Annotated in this window: 18 protein-coding genes; 7 read left to right on the top strand and 11 right to left on the bottom strand. The window is 72.5% G+C overall.

All coding sequences use genetic code 11. The annotated features are described in order from the left end of the window. Window positions 1-99: 99 nt before the first annotated feature. The 5 genes from ppdK to BLU95_RS26185 all read right to left on the bottom strand — a co-directional run bounded on the left by ppdK (window position 100) and on the right by BLU95_RS26185 (window position 7,651). Window positions 100-2,808 carry a pyruvate, phosphate dikinase gene (gene ppdK, locus BLU95_RS26205; protein WP_093862135.1) on the bottom strand — a complete coding sequence of 903 codons (2,709 nt, stop codon included), beginning with the start codon at window positions 2,806-2,808 and terminating at the stop codon, window positions 100-102. Between the two features lie 563 nt (window positions 2,809-3,371). Next, on the bottom strand, window positions 3,372-4,478 hold the full coding sequence (gene dusB / locus BLU95_RS26200) for a tRNA dihydrouridine synthase DusB (protein WP_231978850.1): 1,107 nt from the start codon (window positions 4,476-4,478) through the stop codon (window positions 3,372-3,374). Between the two features lie 424 nt (window positions 4,479-4,902). Beyond that, complete coding sequence (locus BLU95_RS26195) at window positions 4,903-5,787, bottom strand: DUF4097 family beta strand repeat-containing protein (protein ID WP_159425000.1); 885 nt, start codon at window positions 5,785-5,787, stop codon at window positions 4,903-4,905. A 2-nt stretch (window positions 5,788-5,789) separates the two neighbouring features. Further along, window positions 5,790-6,434 carry a response regulator gene (locus BLU95_RS26190; RefSeq protein WP_093862133.1) on the bottom strand — a complete coding sequence of 215 codons (645 nt, stop codon included), beginning with the start codon at window positions 6,432-6,434 and terminating at the stop codon, window positions 5,790-5,792. Beyond that, window positions 6,422-7,651: a sensor histidine kinase gene (locus BLU95_RS26185; RefSeq protein ID WP_093862132.1), complete on the bottom strand. Its 1,230-nt coding sequence runs from the start codon at window positions 7,649-7,651 to the stop codon at window positions 6,422-6,424. The genes BLU95_RS26190 and BLU95_RS26185 overlap by 13 nt, the downstream gene beginning before the upstream one ends. A gap of 134 nt (window positions 7,652-7,785) precedes the next feature. Here BLU95_RS26185 and BLU95_RS26180 point away from each other — a divergent pair, with 134 nt between their 5' ends. Beyond that, window positions 7,786-8,370 carry a hypothetical protein gene (locus BLU95_RS26180; protein WP_093862131.1) on the top strand — a complete coding sequence of 195 codons (585 nt, stop codon included), beginning with the start codon at window positions 7,786-7,788 and terminating at the stop codon, window positions 8,368-8,370. Window positions 8,371-8,774: 404 nt separating this feature from the next. Here the strand turns inward: BLU95_RS26180 and BLU95_RS26175 are convergent, their stop codons facing one another. Further along, window positions 8,775-9,674 carry a helix-turn-helix transcriptional regulator gene (locus tag BLU95_RS26175; protein ID WP_093862130.1) on the bottom strand — a complete coding sequence of 300 codons (900 nt, stop codon included), beginning with the start codon at window positions 9,672-9,674 and terminating at the stop codon, window positions 8,775-8,777. A 94-nt stretch (window positions 9,675-9,768) separates the two neighbouring features. Between BLU95_RS26175 and BLU95_RS26170 the strand changes: the two genes are divergently transcribed. Then, complete coding sequence (locus tag BLU95_RS26170) at window positions 9,769-11,253, top strand: MFS transporter (RefSeq protein ID WP_093862129.1); 1,485 nt, start codon at window positions 9,769-9,771, stop codon at window positions 11,251-11,253. 59 nt (window positions 11,254-11,312) lie between these two features. Here BLU95_RS26170 and BLU95_RS26165 read toward each other — a convergent pair whose 3' ends face one another. The 3 genes from BLU95_RS26165 to BLU95_RS26155 form a co-directional block, all read right to left on the bottom strand. Then, window positions 11,313-11,582 carry a hypothetical protein gene (locus tag BLU95_RS26165; RefSeq protein WP_173862127.1) on the bottom strand — a complete coding sequence of 90 codons (270 nt, stop codon included), beginning with the start codon at window positions 11,580-11,582 and terminating at the stop codon, window positions 11,313-11,315. Then, entirely contained in the window at window positions 11,579-12,058 is a 480-nt protein-coding gene (locus BLU95_RS26160; protein ID WP_231977785.1) for an RNA polymerase sigma factor, read from the bottom strand. Before BLU95_RS26160 ends, BLU95_RS26165 begins: the two co-directional genes overlap by 4 nt. A gap of 235 nt (window positions 12,059-12,293) precedes the next feature. Further along, the gene (locus BLU95_RS26155) at window positions 12,294-12,740 is read right to left on the bottom strand and encodes a VOC family protein (RefSeq protein ID WP_093862126.1); all 447 of its coding nucleotides are present in this window, start codon (window positions 12,738-12,740) and stop codon (window positions 12,294-12,296) included. A gap of 256 nt (window positions 12,741-12,996) precedes the next feature. Here BLU95_RS26155 and ybiA point away from each other — a divergent pair, with 256 nt between their 5' ends. Both ybiA and BLU95_RS45235 read left to right on the top strand, forming a co-directional pair. After that, on the top strand, window positions 12,997-13,587 hold the full coding sequence (gene ybiA, locus BLU95_RS26150) for a riboflavin biosynthesis intermediates N-glycosidase (protein WP_093862125.1): 591 nt from the start codon (window positions 12,997-12,999) through the stop codon (window positions 13,585-13,587). Between the two features lie 190 nt (window positions 13,588-13,777). Next, complete coding sequence (locus BLU95_RS45235) at window positions 13,778-15,058, top strand: hypothetical protein (RefSeq protein ID WP_159424999.1); 1,281 nt, start codon at window positions 13,778-13,780, stop codon at window positions 15,056-15,058. 102 nt (window positions 15,059-15,160) lie between these two features. Here BLU95_RS45235 and BLU95_RS26140 read toward each other — a convergent pair whose 3' ends face one another. Continuing rightward, window positions 15,161-15,616, bottom strand: coding sequence for a hypothetical protein (locus BLU95_RS26140; protein WP_159424998.1), 456 nt, complete (start codon window positions 15,614-15,616; stop codon window positions 15,161-15,163). Window positions 15,617-15,987: 371 nt separating this feature from the next. Continuing rightward, window positions 15,988-17,370 (bottom strand): glycine--tRNA ligase, encoded by a 1,383-nt coding sequence (locus BLU95_RS26135; protein ID WP_093862122.1) that lies wholly within the window; start codon window positions 17,368-17,370, stop codon window positions 15,988-15,990. A 191-nt stretch (window positions 17,371-17,561) separates the two neighbouring features. On the opposite strand from BLU95_RS26135, the gene BLU95_RS26130 reads away from it, so the two are divergent. The 3 genes from BLU95_RS26130 to BLU95_RS26120 are packed head-to-tail and all read left to right on the top strand — an operon-like array spanning window position 17,562 to window position 20,357. After that, window positions 17,562-18,620, top strand: a complete 1,059-nt coding sequence (locus BLU95_RS26130; protein ID WP_093862121.1) for a metal ABC transporter substrate-binding protein — start codon at window positions 17,562-17,564, stop codon at window positions 18,618-18,620. 13 nt (window positions 18,621-18,633) lie between these two features. After that, complete coding sequence (locus tag BLU95_RS26125) at window positions 18,634-19,440, top strand: metal ABC transporter ATP-binding protein (protein ID WP_093862120.1); 807 nt, start codon at window positions 18,634-18,636, stop codon at window positions 19,438-19,440. Continuing rightward, window positions 19,437-20,357 carry a metal ABC transporter permease gene (locus tag BLU95_RS26120; RefSeq protein ID WP_093862119.1) on the top strand — a complete coding sequence of 307 codons (921 nt, stop codon included), beginning with the start codon at window positions 19,437-19,439 and terminating at the stop codon, window positions 20,355-20,357. The genes BLU95_RS26125 and BLU95_RS26120 overlap by 4 nt, the downstream gene beginning before the upstream one ends. Window positions 20,358-20,363 lie beyond the last annotated feature (6 nt).

Genomic DNA, 20,363 nt, shown 5'->3' with positions numbered 1-20,363 from the left:
GGTTCTCCTGCGCCGAGCTCCGGTGTACGCCCCTCCCCGATGGAGGGGACACGGTCAGCGATTCGGCCGTGCCGAGGGGCTCATGACGAGCCCCCGGCCTCAGCGCGAGTCGCTGCCCGCAGTCTCGATGGCGGCGCGACCGGCCTCCAGACGCGCCACCGGGATCCGGAAGGGGGAGCAGGAGACGTAGTCCAGCCCGACCTCGTGGAAGAAGTGCACCGACTCCGGGTCGCCGCCGTGCTCGCCGCAGACGCCGAGCTTGAGGTCGGGGCGGGTGGCCCGACCGGCCTGGACGGCGTGCTTCACGAGCGCGCCGACACCGTCGCGGTCGATGGTCTCGAACGGCGAGACCCCGAAGATGCCCTTCTCCAGGTAGGCGGTGAAGAAGGAGGCCTCGACGTCGTCGCGGGAGAAGCCCCAGACCGTCTGGGTGAGGTCGTTGGTGCCGAAGGAGAAGAACTCGGCGGCCTCGGCGATCTGGCCGGCCGTCACGGCGGCGCGCGGCAGCTCGATCATGGTGCCGAGCTTGATGTCCAGCCGGACACCGGTGGACTGGGAGACCTCGGCGAGCACGCGCTCGCACTCGTCGCGGACCAGCTCCAGCTCCTGGACGGTGCCGACCAGCGGGATCATGACCTCGGGACGCGGGTCCGCCCCGGCCAGCTTGCGCTCGGCGGCGGCCTCGGCGATGGCCCGGACCTGCATGCCGAACAGGCCGGGGATGACCAGGCCGAGGCGCACACCGCGCAGGCCGAGCATCGGGTTCTGCTCGTGCAGCTTGTGCACCGCCTGGAGCAGACGCAGGTCGTTCTCGTTCGGGTCCTTGCGGGCCTCGGCGAGGGCGACGCGCACCGACAGCTCGGTGATGTCGGGCAGGAACTCGTGCAGCGGCGGGTCGAGCAGGCGGACGGTGACGGGCAGTCCGTCCATCGCCTGGAACAGCTCCAGGAAGTCGCCCTTCTGCAGCGGCAGCAGGGTGGAGAGCGCGGCCTCGCGGTCCTTGTCGTTGTCCGCGAGGATCAGGTGCTCGACCTCCTTGCGGCGCTCCTCACCGAGGAACATGTGCTCGGTGCGGCACAGGCCGATGCCCTGGGCGCCGTAACGACGGGCGCGCGAGCCGTCCTCGGAGTTGTCGGCGTTGGCGCGCACCGCGAGGCGGCGGCGGCCGTCGGCGTGGGACATCAGCCGGTGCACGGCCTGGACCAGACCGCCCTGGACGTCGGCGCCGGCGTGCAGGGTGCCCTCGAAGTACTCCACCACCGCGGAGGGGAGCACGGGCACCTCGCCGAGGTACACCTTGCCGGTGGCGCCGTCGATCGAGACGATGTCACCTTCCTCCAGCTCCAGGCCGTCGGCGGTGGTCATCCGGCGGCGCTTGGTGTCGACCTCCAGCTCCTCGGCACCGCAGACACAGGTCTTGCCCATGCCGCGGGCGACGACGGCCGCGTGCGAGGTCTTGCCGCCGCGCGAGGTGAGGATGCCCTCGGCGGCGATCATGCCGTCCAGGTCGTCCGGGTTGGTCTCGCGACGGACCAGGATGACCTTCTCGCCGGAGCGCGACCACTTCACCGCGGTGTAGGAGTCGAAGACGATCTTGCCGATCGCGGCGCCGGGCGAGGCGGCGAGGCCCCGGGCGATCTGCTTGGACTCGGCATTGGGGGCGAAGCGCGGGAACATCAGCTGGGAGAGCTGGCCGCCGGTGACCCGCATCAGGGCCTCGTCCAGGTCGATCAGACCCTGGTCGACCAGCTGGACGGCGATCCGGAAGGCGGCCGCGGCGGTGCGCTTGCCGACCCGGGTCTGCAGCATCCAGAGCTTGCCGCGCTCGATGGTGAACTCGATGTCGCAGAGGTCCCGGTAGTGGGTCTCGAGCGTCTGCATGATCGCCATCAGCTCGTCGTACGACTTCTTGTCGAGCTTCTCCAGCTCGGACAGCGGCAGGGTGTTGCGGATGCCGGCGACGACGTCCTCGCCCTGGGCGTTGGACAGGTAGTCGCCGTAGACGCCCTGGGCACCGGTGGAGGGGTCACGGGTGAAGGCGACGCCGGTGCCGGAGTCCTCGCCGAGGTTGCCGAACACCATGCTGCACACGTTGACCGCGGTGCCCAGGTCGTTCGGAATGCGCTCCTGGCGGCGGTAGAGCCGGGCGCGGTCGCCGTTCCAGGAGTGGAAGACGGCGTGGATGGCGAGGTCCATCTGCTCGCGCGGGTCCTGCGGGAAGGCCCGGCCGGTCTCGCGCTCGACGATGCCCTTGAACACCTCGACCAGCTGCTTGAGGTCCGCGGCGTCGAGGTCGAGGTCGCTGGCGGTGCCCTTGGCGTGCTTGGCCTCGTCCAGAGCCTCCTCGAACAGCTCGCCGTCGACGCCCAGCACGGTCTTGCCGAACATCTGGACCAGGCGACGGTAGGAGTCCCAGGCGAAGCGCTCGTTGCCGGACTGCGCGACCAGGCCGACCACCGAGGTGTCCGAGAGGCCGATGTTCAGGACGGTGTCCATCATGCCGGGCATGGAGAACTTGGCGCCCGAACGCACCGAGACGAGCAGCGGGTTGTCGGCCTGGCCGAGCTGCTTGCCCATCTCCTGCTCGAGCGCGTCCAGGTGGGCGCTGATCTCCTCGTGCAGCGAGGTGGGCTCGGTGCCGGTCTCCAGGAAGACCTTGCAGGCCTCGGTGGTGATCGTGAACCCCGGGGGGACCGGAAGACCCAGGTTGGTCATCTCGGCCAGGTTCGCGCCCTTGCCGCCAAGAAGATCCTTGAGGTCCTTGTTTCCTTCAGTGAAGGAGTAAACAAACTTCTGCTGGGACGCCACGGGTCGGTCTCCTCGCGCACGGTTGCCCTGACGCCGGAGAACATACCCATTTCGAAGGCGCTTCTGCGCCGCCAATAGGCCGTACGTGGTCAGGAGCAGCAGGTAACCCGCTAGATCGAATGCATAGAACGGCGTTCACCTCTGGAGGTGAAATCGTCCGGATGACGCTAGCGAGCGTTCAAGTCTTGAAGGCGCGGAAACCGGAAGATCACATATCCGGAACACACGGTAGCCACCGGCGGTCCGGCCTGACGGCCCGGCTTGATTTCCTGCACCCTCAGTGCCGATCCACCGCCGCCCCCCTTCGGGAAGCGATCCACCGTCGACTTGTTCATTTCGTCCTGTCGGACCCCGGGGGCACACAGGGTATGTGGCAAGCGTCACGGACACATCTCACCGATCGAGCGTAGGCCGACCCCGCCCATCGTCGCACTGTGTCCAGAAACGTGCTCGTTCCGTGACATTCGAATGCCAAAAAGGAGCCCTCTTGTCCAGAGTGGCCAAGAGGGCTGGGACGGGGTGGCCATCGGCCCAAGGGGGCCGATTTCACCACCCCGTACAGTTCACCCGCCAGAGGTGTCCGATTCGGCGCCTTCGCCCGGTCGGGCGCAGTCGTACGGATCGTCCAACCAGCCTTCGGGCAGGACCACGCGGTTGTTGCCGCTGGTCCGCCCCCGCGGGCCGTCGGCACCGGCCGGCCAGCTCTGCGACTGCTCCACCAGGGCCAGGGTTTCGGCCAATTCGGCCAACGAGGACGAGTTCGCCAGCTTCACCCGCAGTTCCGAGCCCACCGAGAAGCCCTTGGTGTACCAGGCGACGTGCTTGCGGAAGTCGATCACGCCGCGGGCCTCGTCGCCCAGCCACTCACCGAGCAGCTGCGCGTGGCGGACCATCGCCCGTGCGACGTCGGCGAAGGTCGGACGCGCGTAGTCCACCTCGCCCTCGAAGATCGCCACCAGGTCCCGGAACAACCACGGCCGGCCCAGGCAGCCACGGCCCACCACCACGCCGTCGCAGCCGGTCTCGCGCATCATCCGCACCGCGTCGTCGGCCGACCAGATGTCCCCGTTGCCGAGCACCGGGATCCCCGCCGGGACGGCCTCGCGCAGCCTGGCGATCGCCGACCAGTCGGCGGTACCGCCGTAGTGCTGGGCGGCGGTGCGTCCGTGCAGGGCGATCGCGGAGACACCCTCCTCGGCACCGATCCGGCCGGCGTCCAGATAGGTGAGGTGGTCGTCGTCGATGCCCTTGCGCATCTTCATGGTGACCGGCAGGCCGCCGGCGTTGGACACGGCCTCGCGGAGGATCTCCCGCAGCAGGTTGCGCTTGTACGGGAGCGCCGAGCCGCCGCCCTTGCGGGTCACCTTGGGGACGGGGCAGCCGAAGTTGAGGTCGATGTGGTCGGCGAGGTTCTCGTCCGCGATCATCCGGGCCGCCTTGCCGACGGTCACCGGGTCCACGCCGTACAGCTGGATCGAGCGCGGCTTCTCGCTCGGGTCGAACTTGATCAGCTGCATGGTCTTCGCGTTGCGCTCGACCAGGGCCCGGGTGGTGATCATCTCCGACACGTAGAGGCCCTTGCCTCCGCTCTGCTCGCGGCAGAGGGTGCGGAACGGCGCGTTGGTGATACCGGCCATCGGCGCCAGGACCACAGGCGGCCAGACCCGCATCGGGCCGACGGTCAGCGGCGCGAACTCGGCGCCGGCCGCGGAGGCGGTCGGAGCGACGGCCGAGGCGGAGGCCGTCGGGGCGGCGGCTGGGCCGGCGGCGGTCGGGGCATTGGTGGACACAGCGCCGATGAGGCCGGTCACCGCAGTGCCGGTCGTGCCGGTCGTGCCGGTGGCGCTGGTCGCGGTGCTCGGCTCGGTGGGTGCGGGCGGGACTGTCATGCGCGGCTGACCTCGGGGACGGCGATTCGGGGACTCTCCATTGTCCCCCACCCGCCGTGCCTGCCCCGGGGGGCCACCGGGCCGGGCTCACCTCCGGCCCTGCCCCGCCGCCGGCCGGTCCCGCCCTGCCGGTCACGGCCCGACCTGTCACCGTCCGACCTGTCACCGTCCGCCCTGTCACCGTCCGCCCCGGTCCGGTCGGCTCTCACTGGTTGCCGTCGGTGTCACCGCCCCTCGGGAAGACCGAGACCGAACCGGAGCTGACCGAGATCCTCACCTTGTGCGGGCTGGAGCGGTCGGCCAGCGCCGGATCGATCCTGCCGTGGGGGGCCGAGCCGCCCTCGAAGTCGTACTGGGATCCTGGCGGCAGGGCCAGGACCACCGATCCCGAGGTGACGCCGATGTCCACGGCCGAGGGCTCCGAGACGAACCGCAGGTCCACCGAACCCGAGGTCGCGGCCGCGTTGGCCCGCGGGGAAGTGAGACGCTGACCGTGCACGGACCCGGAGGTGGTGCGCACGGTGAGCGGACCGGACACATCGGCCAACCGGACCGCCCCCGAGGTGGAGACGAGATCGATCGGCCCCCTCACCCCGGCGATGTCGATGCCGCCGCTGGACTGTCGGCCGGTCACCGCGACCCCGGGCGGCATCTCCAGCTCGATCACCGCTCCGCAGCCGATGTCGCTGAAGGGCATGACCTGGTTGCAGTACATCCGGACGTCGAGCTCGTCCTGGTCGAACAGCGCCGAGACCACCGGCATCCGGACCTTCCAGTTCAGGATCTGCCGGACCACCACCTGGCCCTCCCGTCCGGGCCTGATCCGGACGGTGGCCCGGCCGGTGTCCAGCCGCAGCTTGGTCACCGCGACGCCGTAGGTCCGCTCCGAACGGGTCTCCTGCCGCACCGCCGTCGCCCAGGTCTGTACGGCGCCCGTCAGTATCACGACGACGAGCACCACGGTCCCGAGCACCCGCCAGCCCCGGTGGCCGCCACGCACGGGCCCAGGTACCGGTTCCGCCCGGCGTTCCGCCGCCGTCCCCTCGTCGCGGGCCGGGCCGGTGCCCGTCCTGCGACCGGTACCCGGCATCCTCATGCCACCTCCAGGAAGCGCAGCACCGCCATCACCCGGCGGTGGCTGTCGTCCGCCTGCGGCAGGTCGAGCTTGGCGAAGATCGAGTTGATGTGCTTGGCCACCGCGCTGTCGCTGACCACCAGGGAGCCGGCGATGGCCGCGTTCGACCGGCCCTCCGCCATCAGGGCGAGCACGTCCCGCTCGCGCGGGGTCAGCCGCTCCAGCGGATCGCGGTGGCGCCGCACCAGCAGCTGGGCCACCACCTCCGGGTCCAGTGCCGTCCCGCCCTCGGCGACCCGCTGGAGGGCGTCCACGAACTCGTCGACATTGGCCACCCGCTGCTTGAGCAGGTAGCCGACCCCGCTGGTGTTGCTGGTCAGCAGGTCCGCGGCGTAGCGCTCCTCGACGAACTGGGAGAGCAGCAGCACCGCCACCTCCGGCCACTGCCGACGGATCACCAGTGCGGCCCGCACCCCCTCGTCGGAGTAGCCGGGCGGCATTCGGACGTCCGCCACCACCACCCGCGGACGGTGCTCCTCCACCGCGACGAGCAGCGCCTCGGCGTCCCCGACGGCGGCGGCCACCTCGAAGCCCACGGCCTCCAGGACCTTGACCAGACCGACCCTGAGCAGGACCGAGTCCTCGGCGATCACAGCGCGCACGGCAACTCCACGGTAATGGTGGTCGGGCCCCCGACGGGGCTGAGCAGGGACAGGGATCCGTCGACCGAGGCGGTGCGCTGCCGAAGGCCGGTCAGGCCGGTGCCCCGGGCCGCGTCCGCCCCGCCCACGCCGTCGTCGCTGACGACCAGGCGCAGCCGGCCGCCGACCGTCCGCACCGACACGTCCACCCGGGAGGCCCGGGCGTGCTTGGCCACATTGGTCAGCGCCTCGGAGACGGTGAAGTAGGCGACGGCCTCGACCGTCGGTGCTATCCGCTCGGACAGGTCGACGTCGAGCCGGACCGGCAGCGGGATCCTGGCCGCGATGCCGGAGAGCGCCGCGTCCAGCCCGCGGTCCTCCAGTACGGCCGGGTGCAGGCCGCGGACGAGGTCCCGCAGCTCGTCGATGGCCGCCTGGGCCTCGTCGTGCGCCTCGACTATCACCTGCATCGCCTCGGGCGGGACGTCCTTGAGGGTGCGCCGGGCCAGGCCGAGGTTCATCGCCAGGGAGGTGAGCCGTTGCTGGGCCCCGTCGTGGAGGTCGCGCTCGATCCGGCGGCGCTCGGCGTCGACCGCGTCCACCAGGCCGGCCCGGCTCTCCACCACCTCCTCGATCCGGTGCTCCAGCACGGCCGTCCGGCCCGGCCCGAGCATGCGCACCGCGAGCGCCTCGTCCAGGGCGGCCAGCAGCCGGACCGCCCTGGGCAGGACCGCCAGCACCAGCACGCCGCCGACGGTGAGCGCGATGTCCAGCTCGACCCACTGGTCCGCGACCGGTGAGGTCGGCGGCATCATCCAGGCCCAGCCGAGGACCGTCGAGGCCACCACGGCCCCGCCCCACGCCCACAGCACGGCCAGCGCGCCGAGCGCGACCAGCGGACCGACCACCAGGTGGTAGCCGACCTGGCGCCAGCTCACGGCGGTGCGCAGCTTGGTCACCGCACCGGCGGAGGTGCCGGCGGGCCGGAGCAGCCGCGGGGCGTCCACCCCGCGCAACTCCCGCAGCCGGGCGCGCTGCGCGGTGGAGAGCAGACGGATGCCGAACAGGATCACGCCCGCGAGGAACAGCGACACCTTGGGAACGGTGACGGCCAGCCAGACAGGAAGGGAGAGCGGGATTCCGGCAGCGAGGAACCGGGCGTCCCGCCAGAACGCCGCAGGCCACGGGGACCGGGCGGCGCTCCCGAGGAGCGCACGGCGCGGCTTCGTGGAGAGCATGGCGGACAGCCTAGAGTGCCGTGATCGACCGTCACCATGAAGGTCGCTGCCGAGAAATGGTGAAGCTGGGTACACCCCCGATTCGGATCGGTGCACTACCGACAGCGCCGCCCGGGACGGTCAGTCTTGAGGGCATGACGAGCTACGCATCGCACTCCGCCGATCTGCCGCACGGGCGTCCGACCCTCGGCGCCACCGCCGCGGCCGCCGCGGCCGGCCGGGCAGAGGGCCGGCTCCCGGTCGGACCCGCCGGCCTGCGGGGGCCGGCCCACCCGGCCGCCGGGCCGTGGTCGGTGCGCAGTGTCCGGGCCGGCCGGACTCGCGGCCGCGCGGCCCTGGAGGTCTACGAGCACGACGAGCTGGTGGACGTCCTGGTCGCGGCCCGCCTCGCCGGCGGTCTGCTGCGCGGTGCCCGCGCCTGGGCCGCGGCCGGCCCGGGCGGGCGCCGCCGTCCCCGGCACGGTCTCGCCTGGGGGCGGCTGCCGCGGGGCGGGGCGGTCCCGGTCGTCGGGTTCACCGGCGGGCGGCTGCTGCGGCTGCCCGGCCGGCCGGCCCCGGTCGTCCACGCGGCCGAGGTGGTCACCGTCAGCGGGGAGTTCTGGCTCGCCTGGGGCGAGGGCGTGTTCGGCGGCGTACTGGTCGAGGCGCGCGGTGCCGCCCCCGAGCGGTCGCCGCTGGTCCGGGCCCGTGTCGGCGGCGGCACCGGGGGTACCCGATGAGCACCGGCGTCCTCGGCCTCGCCCCGGCCCGCGCGTCGCGCGCCGCCCGGGCCGGCCGCCGCCTGCTCGGCCCGAGCGCCGAGTGGGTGCCCGCGCTCGCCGCGTTCCTGCTGCTGCCCTGGACGGCTCTGCTCGTGGCCGCGGGCGACACCGGGTGGGCCGCCCTCGACCTGTGCGAACTGGCCGCCCTGCTCCGGCTCGACGCCGGGCTGCGCCGCCGCGGCGCGGCCGCCGCAGGACCGGCCGCGGTGGTGGCCCTGCTGCTCGTGGGCGACGCCCTGGTCGACATCGCCACCGCGCTGCCGGGCCAGGAGACGCTCGCCGCGCTGGTCATGGCGGGCTGTGTCGAGCTCCCGCTGGCGGCGCTCTGCCTGGCCCTCGGCCTGGCCCGCACCGGGCTGCCGTCAGCCGAGCGGTACCCCCGCGCCCGCCACGGCCGACGGCAACCGGGTGGGAAGCCGCGACAGCAGCGCGGCCGTCTCCTCGTCCTTCGGGGTGTAGACGACCATCCGCGGCCCCTGGACCGGACCGAGCCAGAAGCTGGTGTAGTCGAGCCGCAACAGCCCCACCTCCGGTACCAGGAAGCGCTTCAGGCCGTTGCCCGGCCGCAGGACGTCGTGCCGCTGCCAGGCCGCGTCGAACACCGGCGAGGCCTTGCGCAGCCGGCAGAGCAGCGCCCGCCAGGCGGGCTCGGCCCCGTGGTCGCCCATCCCGGACCGGAACCGGGCGACCATGACGTCCCGCTCCTCCTCGTGGTCCACCAGCACGTCCCGGAAGCGCGAGGGGGTGAAGGCCAGCCACATCAGATTGCGGTCCTCGGGCGGCAGTGCTGCCAGGTCGCCGACGATCCCGGTGTACTGCGCGTTGTGGGCCAGCACGTCGTAGCGGGAGTTGATCACCGCGGCCGGGTAGGGGGCCATCCGGTCCAGCGTCATCCGGACCGCAGGCGTGACGGTCGGGCACTCCCGCACCGGCGCCGGATCCTCCGCGCCGGCCAGGGTGAACAGATGGGCCCGCTCACTGGGGTCGAGCAGCAGGGCGCGCGCCACCGCGTCCAGTACCTGCACGGACACCTGGATCTCGCGCCCCTGCTCCAGCCACGTGTACCAGGTGACCCCGACGGCGGCGATCTGCGCCACTTCCTCACGGCGCAGCCCCGGCGTCCGCCGCCGACCGGTCGGCGGCAGCCCCACCTGCTCGGGGGTGATCCGCTCCCGGCGACTGCGCAGGAACGCCGCCAGCTGTTGCCGCCGATCGTCGGCGGGCACTTTCCCGGTGGTTGCCGTGACGGCGGTCAGACTCATTCCACCAGCATGCGGCACGACTCATCCTGTTGCCAGGTACTTCTTATACCTGGATAAGCACACTCTGGTACCAGGTTGCGGCACGGCGCATCGTATGACCGTGACCCAGCAACTGACCGCCACCAGGCCCCTCGTCCCCACCGCCTCAGCCGCCTCCTCCGACGGCACCGCCCCTTCCTCTCTTTCCTCTCCTTCCTCTCCCTCCCTCGGCACAGCCGGACTGGTCACCGTCCTGCTCGGGGCCTTCCTCCCGATGCTTGACTTCTTCATAGTGAACGTCGCTCTGCCGACCATCGACCACGACCTCGCCGCCGGACCCGCCGTCCTGGAGCTGGTCGCGGCCGGGTACGGCATCGCCTTCGCCGTCCTGCTCGTCCTCGGCGGACGACTCGGCGACCTCTTCGGCCGGCGCCGCCTCTTCGTGGTCGGGGCGGCCGCCTTCGCCGTGACCTCGCTCGCCTGCGGACTCGCCCCCGGGGCGTGGAGCCTGGTCGCCGCCCGGGCCGCCCAGGGCGCGTCGGCCGCCCTGCTGATCCCCCAGGTCCTCGGCACCATCACCGCCGCCACCCACGGCGCCCGGCGCGGGCGCGCCCTCTCGGTGTACGGCGCGGTCGGCGGCATCTCGGTGGTCATCGGGCAGGTGCTCGGCGGGATGCTGGTCGCCGCCGACCTCTTCGGCACCGGCTGGCGCTCGGTCTTCCTGCTGAACGTCCCCTTCGCCCTGCTCGCCCTCGTCCTGGCGCTGCGCTTCGTCCCGGAGAGCCGCGCACCGCAGGGCGCCAAGGTCGACATCGCCGGCACGGTCCTGCTCACGGCCGCCCTGCTCGCCCTGCTGGTGCCGCTGATGGAGGGCCGCGCCGCCGGCTGGCCGCTGTGGTCCTGGCTGCTGCTCGCGCTGTTCCCCGTGTTCGCCACCGCCTTCGCCCTGGTCGAGCGCCGGGCCGAGCGCCTCGGCGGCGCCCCGCTGGTGCCGCCCACCCTGCTGCGCATCCCCGAGATGAGGAGGGGCCTCGGCATCGCCCTCCCCTACTTCGGCGGCTTCGGCGGCTTCATGTTCGTCATCGCCGTCGCCCTCCAGCAGGGCCTGCACCTCGGCCCGGTCGCGGCGGGCTGGGCACTGGTCCCGATGGCCGTCGGCTACTTCACCGCCTCGCTGTCCGGCCCGCGCCTGATCGGCCGGTTCGGCAGCCGGGTCCTGACCGCCGGCGCCGCCGTCCAGGCCCTCGGCCTCGTGACCCTGGCCGCCACGGTGCTCACCGACTGGAACGGATTCTCCCCGCTGCGGATGGCCCCCGGCGTCGCGCTCGCCGGCATCGGCCAGGGCCTGATCGGCACCCCGCTGTTCCGCGTCGTCCTCTCCAAGGTCCCCGCCGCGCGGGCCGGTGTGGGCAGCGGTGTCCTCGCCACCGGTCAGCAGGCCAGCCTCGCCCTGGGCGTCGCCACCCTCGGCACCCTCTACCTGAGCCTCTCCCCCACGCTGGGCATGGACCGCGCGCTGGCCCTCTGCCTCGGCGTCCAGCTCCTGGGGTCCTTCACCGTCCTCTACCTGACGACCCGCCTCCCCCGCTCCATCGGCTGACGGCCGGTCCTGGGTCCCCTTCCGTCGTGGCCACCCGCCCCGGGTGGCCACGACCGGGCCTACTCCGCCCCGGCGGGGCGCAGCTCGCACCGCCCGTCGACACACTCACGCCGCAGCCGCCCCCGCGACACCGCCTCCAGCAGTCCGATCACCCAGCAGGTCGGACACCCGCGCAGGGCGACCAGCCCGAGCGGCACCAGGAGCAGCGCCACCGGACCGGCGAACGGCAGCAGCACGAACGCCCCCACCAGCGCGCCGAACCCGACCCCACCCCGCAGCAGGTGCCCCGCCACCGTCCGGCCGGCGTAACCCGAAGCGCCGGCCTTCACCACTCCCCTCCCACCGCGGCCGCCCGGACCGCCGCCCGCGCCCGGTGCAACCGCGACTTCATGGCCGCGGTGCTCAGCCCCAACGCATCGGCGACCGTCCGCCCGCCGAGCCCCTGGACGTCCCGCATGACCAGCACCCGTCGCTGATCCTCCGGCAACGCCGCGATCGCCTCCGCCACCCGCCCGGCCTCCAGCCGTCCCAGCACCTCGTCCTCGGCCGACCGGTACGGGGTCACCCCGATCGCCGGACGCTCCCCCAGCGCCGAACGCGCTCGCCGCAGGCACTCGTTCCGCACGATGCGGAACATCCACGAGGCCAGCGCCCCGGTCGCCCGCAGCATCCCGATCTTGCGATAGAGGATGATCAGCGCCTCCTGCGCCGCGTCCTCGGCGTCCTCCGGCGTGGCGCAGAGCGACCGCGCGAACCGCCGCACATGCGGATGCGCTCCCGAGACCAGCGCGGCGATCGCCTCCACATCACCGTCCTGAGCCGCGGCAACCACCGAACTCCCCGGCCACTCCCGCACCTCAGCCACGCCGCCGCCCCCACTTCCGCAGCACCGTCACGCTGCACGCCCCGACCAGCAGCACACCGACCGCCACAGCCGCCCAGACCATCGTCACAACCTCCTCGTCCGCCCCGGTCCTCACCGGAGCCGTCCATAAGAGGCGGCGACCCCCGGAAAGGATTCACCCCGGCGCGGGTGGAGGTCACTCCGCGGCCGGGTCGCCGATCCCGCCGCCGTCGCCGAGTTCGGTGAACAGGGTGAGCTGGAGGCCTCCGGGCGCTTCGAGGCGGGAGTTGAGGGAGTTCCAGGGAGTGCGGACGGGTTCGGCGATCACCTCGGCGCCGGCGGCGGCGAGTTCGGCGGTGGTGGTGGCGGAGTCGTCGACCTGGAAGGCGACCCGGAGGTGGCCGGCGACACGTCGACCGACCTCGACCTCGTCGATGAAGTCGGCCTGGCCCGGATCGGCGATCTCCAGGGTCGCGCGACCGGCCTCCAGGATGGTGACCCGCCCGCCGGGCGAAGCGAAGGCGGCGCGTTCGGGAAGGCCGAGGACATCTCGGTAGAAGTGCAGCGCCTGCTCGTAATCGGCTGCCGTGACCACCAGGCGGAGCTCACGCACGGCGGGGGAGGTCTCGGACGGCTGGGACATTTCGGCTCCTCTGGCGGAAGGCGGAAGGTGACGACCCCACCGACAACTGCGCCGGGGCCCCCTTCATTTCAGGCCTGCGACCTCGCTGCCGATCAGACACGCCGCCCGGCCCGACATCCGACGGACAGGAGGACCCCGAGGAACCCACGAACCCGAGGAACCCACGAACCCGAGGAACCCACGAACGCGAGGGGCCCGAAGAGGCCGACTGTAAACCCGCTCGCCCCACCGAACCCCTTCGTGTCAGCATGACGATATGAGCGACGAACGCACGACCGACCCCGCCGACACCCGTGACCGCGCCGCCCTGACCGCGGCCGTGGCGGCCGGCGCCCGGGCCAAGTGGCTGATGTTCTGGGGACACCAGCCGCAGCAGGACGGGTCGTTCGGCCCCGGCGTGCTGAGCCAGTGGTGGCCCGACCACCCGTTCGCCGTCGACGGCGTCGAGTACCGCACCGCCGAGCACTGGATGATGGCGGGCAAGGCCCGGATGTTCGACGACAGCAGGACGCTCGCCCTGATCCTGGCCGCGCCGAGCGCCGGCGAGGCCAAGAAGCTGGGCCGCCAGGTCCGCGGCTTCGACGACGCCGTCTGGCGTGCGGGCCGCTTCGAACTGGTGGTCACGGGCAACGTCGCCAAGTTCGGCGGCCACGCCGGACTCCGCGACTATCTGCTGTCGACCTCCCGGCGGGTCCTGGTGGAGGCCAGCCCGCTCGACCGGATCTGGGGCATCGGCCTCGGCGCGGAGAACGAGCGCGCCGAGCGACCCGCCGAATGGCGCGGCGAGAACCTGCTCGGCTTCGCCCTCATGGAGGCCCGCGCCCGGCTCGCCGCGACCGAGCACTGAGCCGGACCGGCGTCTCCGACCGGGAGGCGCACGGGTAGCAAGCGCACGCCGGGTCGCTCACGATCCGTGCGCCCCGTGCGCCCCCGGACACCACTCGCAAGACTGTGGACGCACTGCCGTAACTCCAGCGCCGCATTCCAACGCCAGGATGACTGGCCGTCAGGGCCAAGTTGGACAGGTTGCGGTGATCATGCGTACACGGCACACGGAACAGCCCCTCGTCCCGGACACGGGCATCGGTGCGAGCGAGCAGGACGCTCTCGAACTCAGGTCCCAGTTGGACGAATTACTGCGCGCCAGACAGTACGCGGTGCAACGCGAGCGACGGCTCGACGAAGCCGTCCGATCGTTGCCCGACCGGCAGCGGGTGGACGGTGAACTACTGCGGCAGCTGACCCAGGCACGGACGCTGCGCGAGGGGCTGGGCGCACGCTGCCTGGAACTGAGCGACCGGCTGAAGGCCCTGGAGGAGCACCTGCGGCAGCCGTCACCGAGGGCCGGGGGCGGGGAACGGCCCGGGACCGGCGCGCACACCCCGGACGGCATACCGGACGCCGTCCACGGCGATGTCCACCACGACGCCCGGCAGCACGTCCGCCACGACGCCCGCCGAGCCCCGGTCGACGACAGCCCCCACCGCACGCCCGCCGGCCCCGCACCCTCGCCCTCACCCGAGCCCGAGCCCGGGCCCGGGCCCTCACCGGCGCCGGCACCCCTGCGCCACCGCACCCCCGGTGAACTCGCCGCCCTCGCCGAGCGCATCGCCGGCCTGTACCGGAAGACGTCACCGGCCGAGGCCGCCGACATCCTCGGCCAGGCCGCCGAGCACCTCACCCCGGAGGACACCGCCGCGCTGGCCGCCCGGCTCGCCCACCGGGGACCGGCCGGCGCCTCCCTCCCCCTCGCCCGCAGCGCCGTCCACGGCAGCCCCCACCACGCCGCCGCCACCCTCGCAGAGCTGCGCCGGGCCGGGCTGGCCGAGGAGGCCGGGGAACTGTTCAACGCGCTGCGCTCCTGCCCCGCCGCCGACCTGCCGGCCCTGCTGGACGGGTTGGAGCGGGCCGGGCAGCACGCCGACGGCGCCACCCTGCTCTGGGAATGGGGCTCCGCCCCGACCGCCGAGCTGGCCGCCCTCGCCACCGCCCTCCACCAGGCGGACCGCGCCACCGACGCCCGGACCCTGCTGCGTCAGGCCGCAGGACGTCCCACCGGCGACCTCACCGCGCTGGCCACCACGCTCCCCGCGCCGCTGCCCGCCCTGTTGCTGGGCGAGCTGGCGACACTGCGCCCGCCCGCCGAACTGGTCCGGCTGGCCGGCGCGCTGGCCGGTCGGACCGACCTCTACGAGGCGCTGCTCACGCCTCTGCTCGCGGACCCCGGGCAGCACCGCACCACCCTCGCCGCGCTCCGTACCGCCGGTCTCCCCACCACCCCGACCACCCGTCCCCGCTCCCGCTGGGGCCGCCGCTGAGTCCCGGGCCCACCACCGCTCAGCCCCACACCCACCAGGCGCCGAGTCGCGGGCCGTCCCGAGCCGGCCCTGTGTCCGCTGTCCGCCCCTCCCGGCGCCCCCTCACGAGGCCGGGGCGGACTCCCCCTGCGGGGGAAGGGCCACGGGGGCCGGCGTCGGCATGACCCCGGCCGAGCGCAGCGCCCCGGCGAGCGCCTCGAACTTGGCGGAGAGACCCCGGTCGCGCAGCTCGTCGCCGTGAACCTCGGCCAGGGCCCGGTTCAGCCGCAGCCGGATCTCCGGCAGGTTCCGCTCCCAGCTCGCCACATGCATGGCGAGGGCTTCGTCGAGGAAGCGCACGGGAGAGCTGCGGCGTACCCGGTCGAGCGGCGACCGGATCATGGACCGTCGGCCCTGGAGGACACGCTCGAAGCACCACAGCATCGTGAAGTAGGCCGCGAGCACCTCGGGTCCGTACGGCTGCTGCCCACGACGGAAGGCCACCAGGACGTAGCGGGCCAGGGCCACTTCACCGCTCGTCAGGTCGAGGTGGAGGGTCCGGGCCAGCTCGAAGTCCACCTGCCGAGTCTGTCCCCGGTAGACCGCCCAGGCTCCCGCGACCGATGCCAGGGCACCGACACCCGACGCGATCGTCCACGGATCCGCCATCCCAACCTCCCCGTAGCCGGGGCCGGTCCGACGGCCCGGAGCGGAGACTAGCCGATCATCACCTCGACCGGACCCCGAAGCGGAAACCCGGGAAGCGGACACCCAGAACACGGAGACCCAGGAAGCGGCACCCCAGGAGACAGCAGCGCAGGAGACACCAGCGCAGCAAGCAGCGCCGCAGACAACGGCGCCCCCACACAACGCCGGACCCCCGCCCGCCCCGGGGAACCGGGGCGAACGGGGGTCCGCACGGAAGACCGCGGGCGCCGGGCCCGCCGACGTCAGCAGCCGATGAGTCGCGCCGCCAGGTAGGACTTCACCTGGTCGAGCGAGACGCGCTCCTGCGCCATGGTGTCGCGCTCGCGCACGGTCACCGCGTTGTCCTCCAGGGTGTCGAAGTCGACCGTCACGCAGAACGGCGTGCCGATCTCGTCCTGGCGGCGGTAGCGCTTGCCGATGGCACCGGCGTCGTCGAACTCGACGTTCCAGGCGGTGCGCAGGTCGGCGGCCAGGCCGCGGGCCTTCGGCGAGAGGTCGGCGTTGCGCGACAGCGGCAGCACCGCGACCTTGACCGGGGCCAGCCGCGGGTCGAGCCGCATGCCGACGCGCTTCTCCATGACGCCCTTGGCGTTCGGCGCCTCGTCCTCGAAGTAGGCGTCGATCAGGAAGGCCAGCATGGCGCGGTTGAGGCCGGCCGCCGGCTCGATGACGTACGGGAAGTACCGCTCGCCGGACTCCTGGTCGAAGTACTTGAGGTCCTGGCCGGAGGCCTCGCTGTGAACCGTCAGGTCGTAGTCGGTGCGGTTGGCGATGCCCTCCAGCTCGGAGAACTCGGTGCCGCCGAAGTTGAAGCGGTACTCGATGTCCACCGTGCGCTTGGCGTAGTGGGAGAGCTTCTCCTTCGGGTGCTCGAACAGGCGCATGTTGTCGGTGCGCAGGCCGAGGCCGACGTACCAGTCCCAGCGCTGCTGGAGCCAGTACTCGTGCCACTGCTCGTCCTCGCCCGGCTTGACGAAGAACTCCATCTCCATCTGCTCGAACTCACGGGTCCGGAAGATGAAGTTGCCGGGGGTGATCTCGTTGCGGAAGCTCTTGCCGACCTGGGCGATGCCGAACGGCGGCTTCTTGCGCGAGGTGGTCTGGACGGCCTTGAAGTTGGTGAAGATGCCCTGGGCGGTCTCCGGGCGCAGGTAGGCCAGGCCGCTCGCCTCCTCGGTGACACCGAGGTGGGTCTTCAGCATGCCCGAGAAGTCCTTGGGCTCGGTGAACTGGCCCTTGACGCCGCAGTCCGGGCAGTTCACGTCCTGGAGGCCGTTCGGCGGCGGGAAGCCGTGCTTGGCCTCGTACTTCTCCTCCAGGTGGTCGGCCCGGTGGCGCTTGTGGCAGGAGAGGCACTCGGTCAGCGGGTCGTTGAAGGTCTTGACGTGGCCGGACGCCTCCCAGACCTCACGGGCCAGGATCACCGACGAGTCGAGTCCCACGACGTCCTCACGGGCCTGCACCATCGCGCGCCACCACTGGCGCTTGATGTTCTCCTTGAGTTCGACGCCCAGCGGACCGTAGTCCCAGGCGGCACGGGTGCCGCCGTAGATCTCGCTGCAGGGGTAGACGAAGCCACGGCGCTTGCTCAGGCTGACGATCGTCTCGATCTTGTCGGCTGCCACAGTGCTCTCTTCAGTACGTACGGCACGGTCAGGGCACGGCTGGTTGCGCGTACCCGAATACCTCAGGTTACCGGCCATATGGGTACGGGATTCAAATCGGTATCTCCGGCACCGGCCCACTCACCGTCACCACCCGTTCACCCGTCCGAGTGATTTGACAATCATTTCCATCTAATCTGAGAATGGTTGTCATGATGATCCGACGACGTACTCGCGGCGCCATAGCCCTGACCGCCACCGCCCTCACCGCCGGCCTCACCCTGACGGCCTGCGGCAGCAGTGGCGGCACCCAGGGCGCGGAGGGCAAGCTGAACGTCGTCGCGTCCTTCTACCCGATGGAGTTCCTCGCCGACCGGATCGGCGGCGAGCACGTGAAGGTCACCGACCTCACCGCCGCCGGCGTCGAGCCGCACGACCTCGAACTCACCGCCAAGCAGGTCGGAACGGTCAAGAAGGCCGACGCGATCGTCTACCTCAAGGGCCTGCAGCCCACCGTCGACAAGGCGGTCGCCGGCTCCGGCGCCAAGCACAAGATCGACGCCACCGCGGCCGCCCCGCTGGAGGACCACCACCTCGCCGAGGGCCACACCGAGGGCGACGGGCACGACCACGGCGGCGACGGGCACAGCGGCGACCGGCACGACGGCCACGACCACGACGGGGCCGCCGGCGACCCGCACATCTGGCTCGACCCGACCCGCTACGCGGCCGTGGCCAGGAGCGTCGGCGCCGAGTTCGCCAAGGCCGACCCGGCCCACGCCGAGGACTACCGGAAGAACACCGACGAGCTGGTCGGCCGGCTCACCGCCCTGGACCAGGAGTTCAAGGACGGCCTGAAGGACGTCCGGAGCCGCACCTTCGTCACCAGCCACGCCGCCTTCGGCTACCTCGCCGGGGCTTACGGCCTCACCCAGGTCGCCATCAACGGCGTCGACCCCGAGTCCGAGCCCACCCCGGCCCGCCTCGCCGACGTCCAGAAGGCCGCCAAGGAGAACGGCGTCACCACGATCTTCTTCGAGACCCTGGTCAGCCCCAAGCTCGCCGACACCGTAGCCAAGGACCTCGGCCTCAGGACCGCCGTCCTCGACCCGCTGGAGGGCGTCAAGGACCCGGCCAAGGACGACTACCTCTCGGTCATGCGGCAGAACCTCGCCAACCTGCGGACCGCCCTCGGCGCCGACGCACCGGCCGCCCCCGCCCCCGCCGACGCGTCGACCGCACCGACCGCCCCCGCCGCACCCACCAGCTGACGGGACCACCGACATGACCTCCTCGGCACCCCCGGTACCCCCGGCCCACCCGGCGCCCCCGGCCGTCCGCCTCCACGACGCCGTCGCCTCGCGCGGCGGACGGCCGGTGCTGCGCGGCGTCGACCTCACCGTCCGCCCCGGCGAGGTGGTCGCCCTGCTCGGCGCCAACGGCTCCGGCAAGTCCACCACCGTCAAGGCCGTGACCGGGGCCGTCCCGCTGGAGCGCGGCACGCTCGAACTGTTCGGCACCCCGCTCGCCCGGTTCCGCGCCTGGCACCGGATCGGCTACGTGCCGCAGCGCACCACCGCCGCCTCCGGCGTCCCGGCCACCGTCCGGGAGGTCGTCTCCACCGGCCGGCTGCCGCTGCACCGGCTGCTGCCCTTCCGCCGCGCGGACCGCGCCGCCGTGGACCGCGCGCTGGCCGCCGTCGGCATGCTCGACCGGGCCCGGGACGGGGTCGCCGACCTCTCCGGCGGCCAGCAGCAGCGGGTGCTGATCGCCCGCGCGCTGGCCGGCGCCCCCGATCTGCTGATCATGGACGAGCCGATGGCCGGGGTGGACGCCGCCAGCCAGCAGGTGCTCGCCGACACCCTGCGCGCCGAGGTCGCGCGCGGCGCCGCCGTCCTGCTGGTGCTGCACGAGCTCGGGCCGCTGGAGCCGTTGATCGACCGGGCCGTGGTGCTGCGCGACGGCTGCGTCGCGCACGACGGCCCGCCCGTTCCCAACACCGGTCTGCACGCCCTGCCGGGCCACGACCACGTCCATCCGCACGCCGACCACGGCCACGAACACGACCGACCCCGGGGACTGCTGTCATGACCGAGATGCTCAGCTACGACTTCATGCAGCGGGCACTGATCGCCGCCGTGCTGGTCGGCATCACCGCCCCGGCCGTCGGCATCTACCTGGTGCAGCGGCGCCAGGCGCTGATGGGCGACGGCATGGGCCATGTCGCGATGACCGGTGTCGGCCTCGGCTTCATCTTCCAGACCAGCCCGGTCTGGATGGCCGTGGCGGTCTGCGTGCTCGGCGCCGTCACCATGGAGCTGGTCCGCGCGCGCGGCAACCAGCGCGGCGACATCGCCCTCGCGATGCTCTTCTACGGCGGCATGGCCTGCGGCAAGCTGCTCGTCTCCAAGTCCGCCCAGGCCGGCGCCGGTTCGCTGGAGAGCTACCTCTGGGGCTCCATCCTGACCGTCTCCCCCGCCGACCTTGCCACCATCGGCGCGCTCGGCGCCGTCGTCGTCGCCGTCACCCTGGGCCTGCGCCGCCAGCTGTTCGCGATCTGCCAGGACGAGGACTTCGCCCGGGTCACCGGCGTCCCGGTGCGGCTGCTCAACCTGCTGCTCGCGGTGATGGCCGCGGTCACCGTCACCGTCGCCATGCGGGTGGTCGGACTGCTGCTGGTCAGCGCCCTGATGGTGGTTCCGGTCGCGGCCGCCCAGCAGCTCACCCGCTCCTTCGCCGCCACCCAGGCCGGCTCGATCGCGGTCGGCGTGCTGGTCGCCCTGGCCGGCGTCACCGGCTCCTACCAGCTGGACGTGCCCTCCGGCCCGGCCATCGTGCTGCTGGCCATCGTCGTGTTCGCGGTGTTCGGCGCGATCGCCGCCCCCCTCGCCCGCCGCCGCCACCGCGACACCGCGGAGAACGGACCGCAGGTCTGCGACGTCCGGCTGCCCGGCCCGGAGCGGGTCGAGGCGAGCACTCCGGCGCCCAGTGCGGGGCTGGCACAATGAGGTGCC

Origin of the sequence: Streptomyces sp. TLI_053 (assembly GCF_900105395.1) — a bacterium.
In the GTDB taxonomy this organism is placed as follows: domain Bacteria; phylum Actinomycetota; class Actinomycetes; order Streptomycetales; family Streptomycetaceae; genus Kitasatospora.
This window is presented reverse-complemented; position numbering and strand designations above follow the sequence as displayed.

What these genes read in the sequence shown, in the direction of transcription:
- BLU95_RS26175 (WP_093862130.1), bottom strand. Translation starts at nt 9,674, where the DNA reads ATGAGTCTGACCGCCGTCACGGCAACCACCGGGAAAGTGCCCGCCGAC.
- BLU95_RS26180 (WP_093862131.1), top strand. Translation starts at nt 7,786, where the DNA reads ATGACGAGCTACGCATCGCACTCCGCCGATCTGCCGCACGGGCGTCCG.
- BLU95_RS26155 (WP_093862126.1), bottom strand. Translation starts at nt 12,740, where the DNA reads ATGTCCCAGCCGTCCGAGACCTCCCCCGCCGTGCGTGAGCTCCGCCTG.
- BLU95_RS26185 (WP_093862132.1), bottom strand. Translation starts at nt 7,651, where the DNA reads ATGCTCTCCACGAAGCCGCGCCGTGCGCTCCTCGGGAGCGCCGCCCGG.
- BLU95_RS26120 (WP_093862119.1), top strand. Translation starts at nt 19,437, where the DNA reads ATGACCGAGATGCTCAGCTACGACTTCATGCAGCGGGCACTGATCGCC.
- BLU95_RS26170 (WP_093862129.1), top strand. Translation starts at nt 9,769, where the DNA reads ATGACCGTGACCCAGCAACTGACCGCCACCAGGCCCCTCGTCCCCACC.
- ybiA (WP_093862125.1), top strand. Translation starts at nt 12,997, where the DNA reads ATGAGCGACGAACGCACGACCGACCCCGCCGACACCCGTGACCGCGCC.
- dusB (WP_231978850.1), bottom strand. Translation starts at nt 4,478, where the DNA reads ATGCGGGTCTGGCCGCCTGTGGTCCTGGCGCCGATGGCCGGTATCACC.
- BLU95_RS26195 (WP_159425000.1), bottom strand. Translation starts at nt 5,787, where the DNA reads ATGCCGGGTACCGGTCGCAGGACGGGCACCGGCCCGGCCCGCGACGAG.
- BLU95_RS45235 (WP_159424999.1), top strand. Translation starts at nt 13,778, where the DNA reads ATGCGTACACGGCACACGGAACAGCCCCTCGTCCCGGACACGGGCATC.
- BLU95_RS26125 (WP_093862120.1), top strand. Translation starts at nt 18,634, where the DNA reads ATGACCTCCTCGGCACCCCCGGTACCCCCGGCCCACCCGGCGCCCCCG.
- BLU95_RS26130 (WP_093862121.1), top strand. Translation starts at nt 17,562, where the DNA reads ATGATGATCCGACGACGTACTCGCGGCGCCATAGCCCTGACCGCCACC.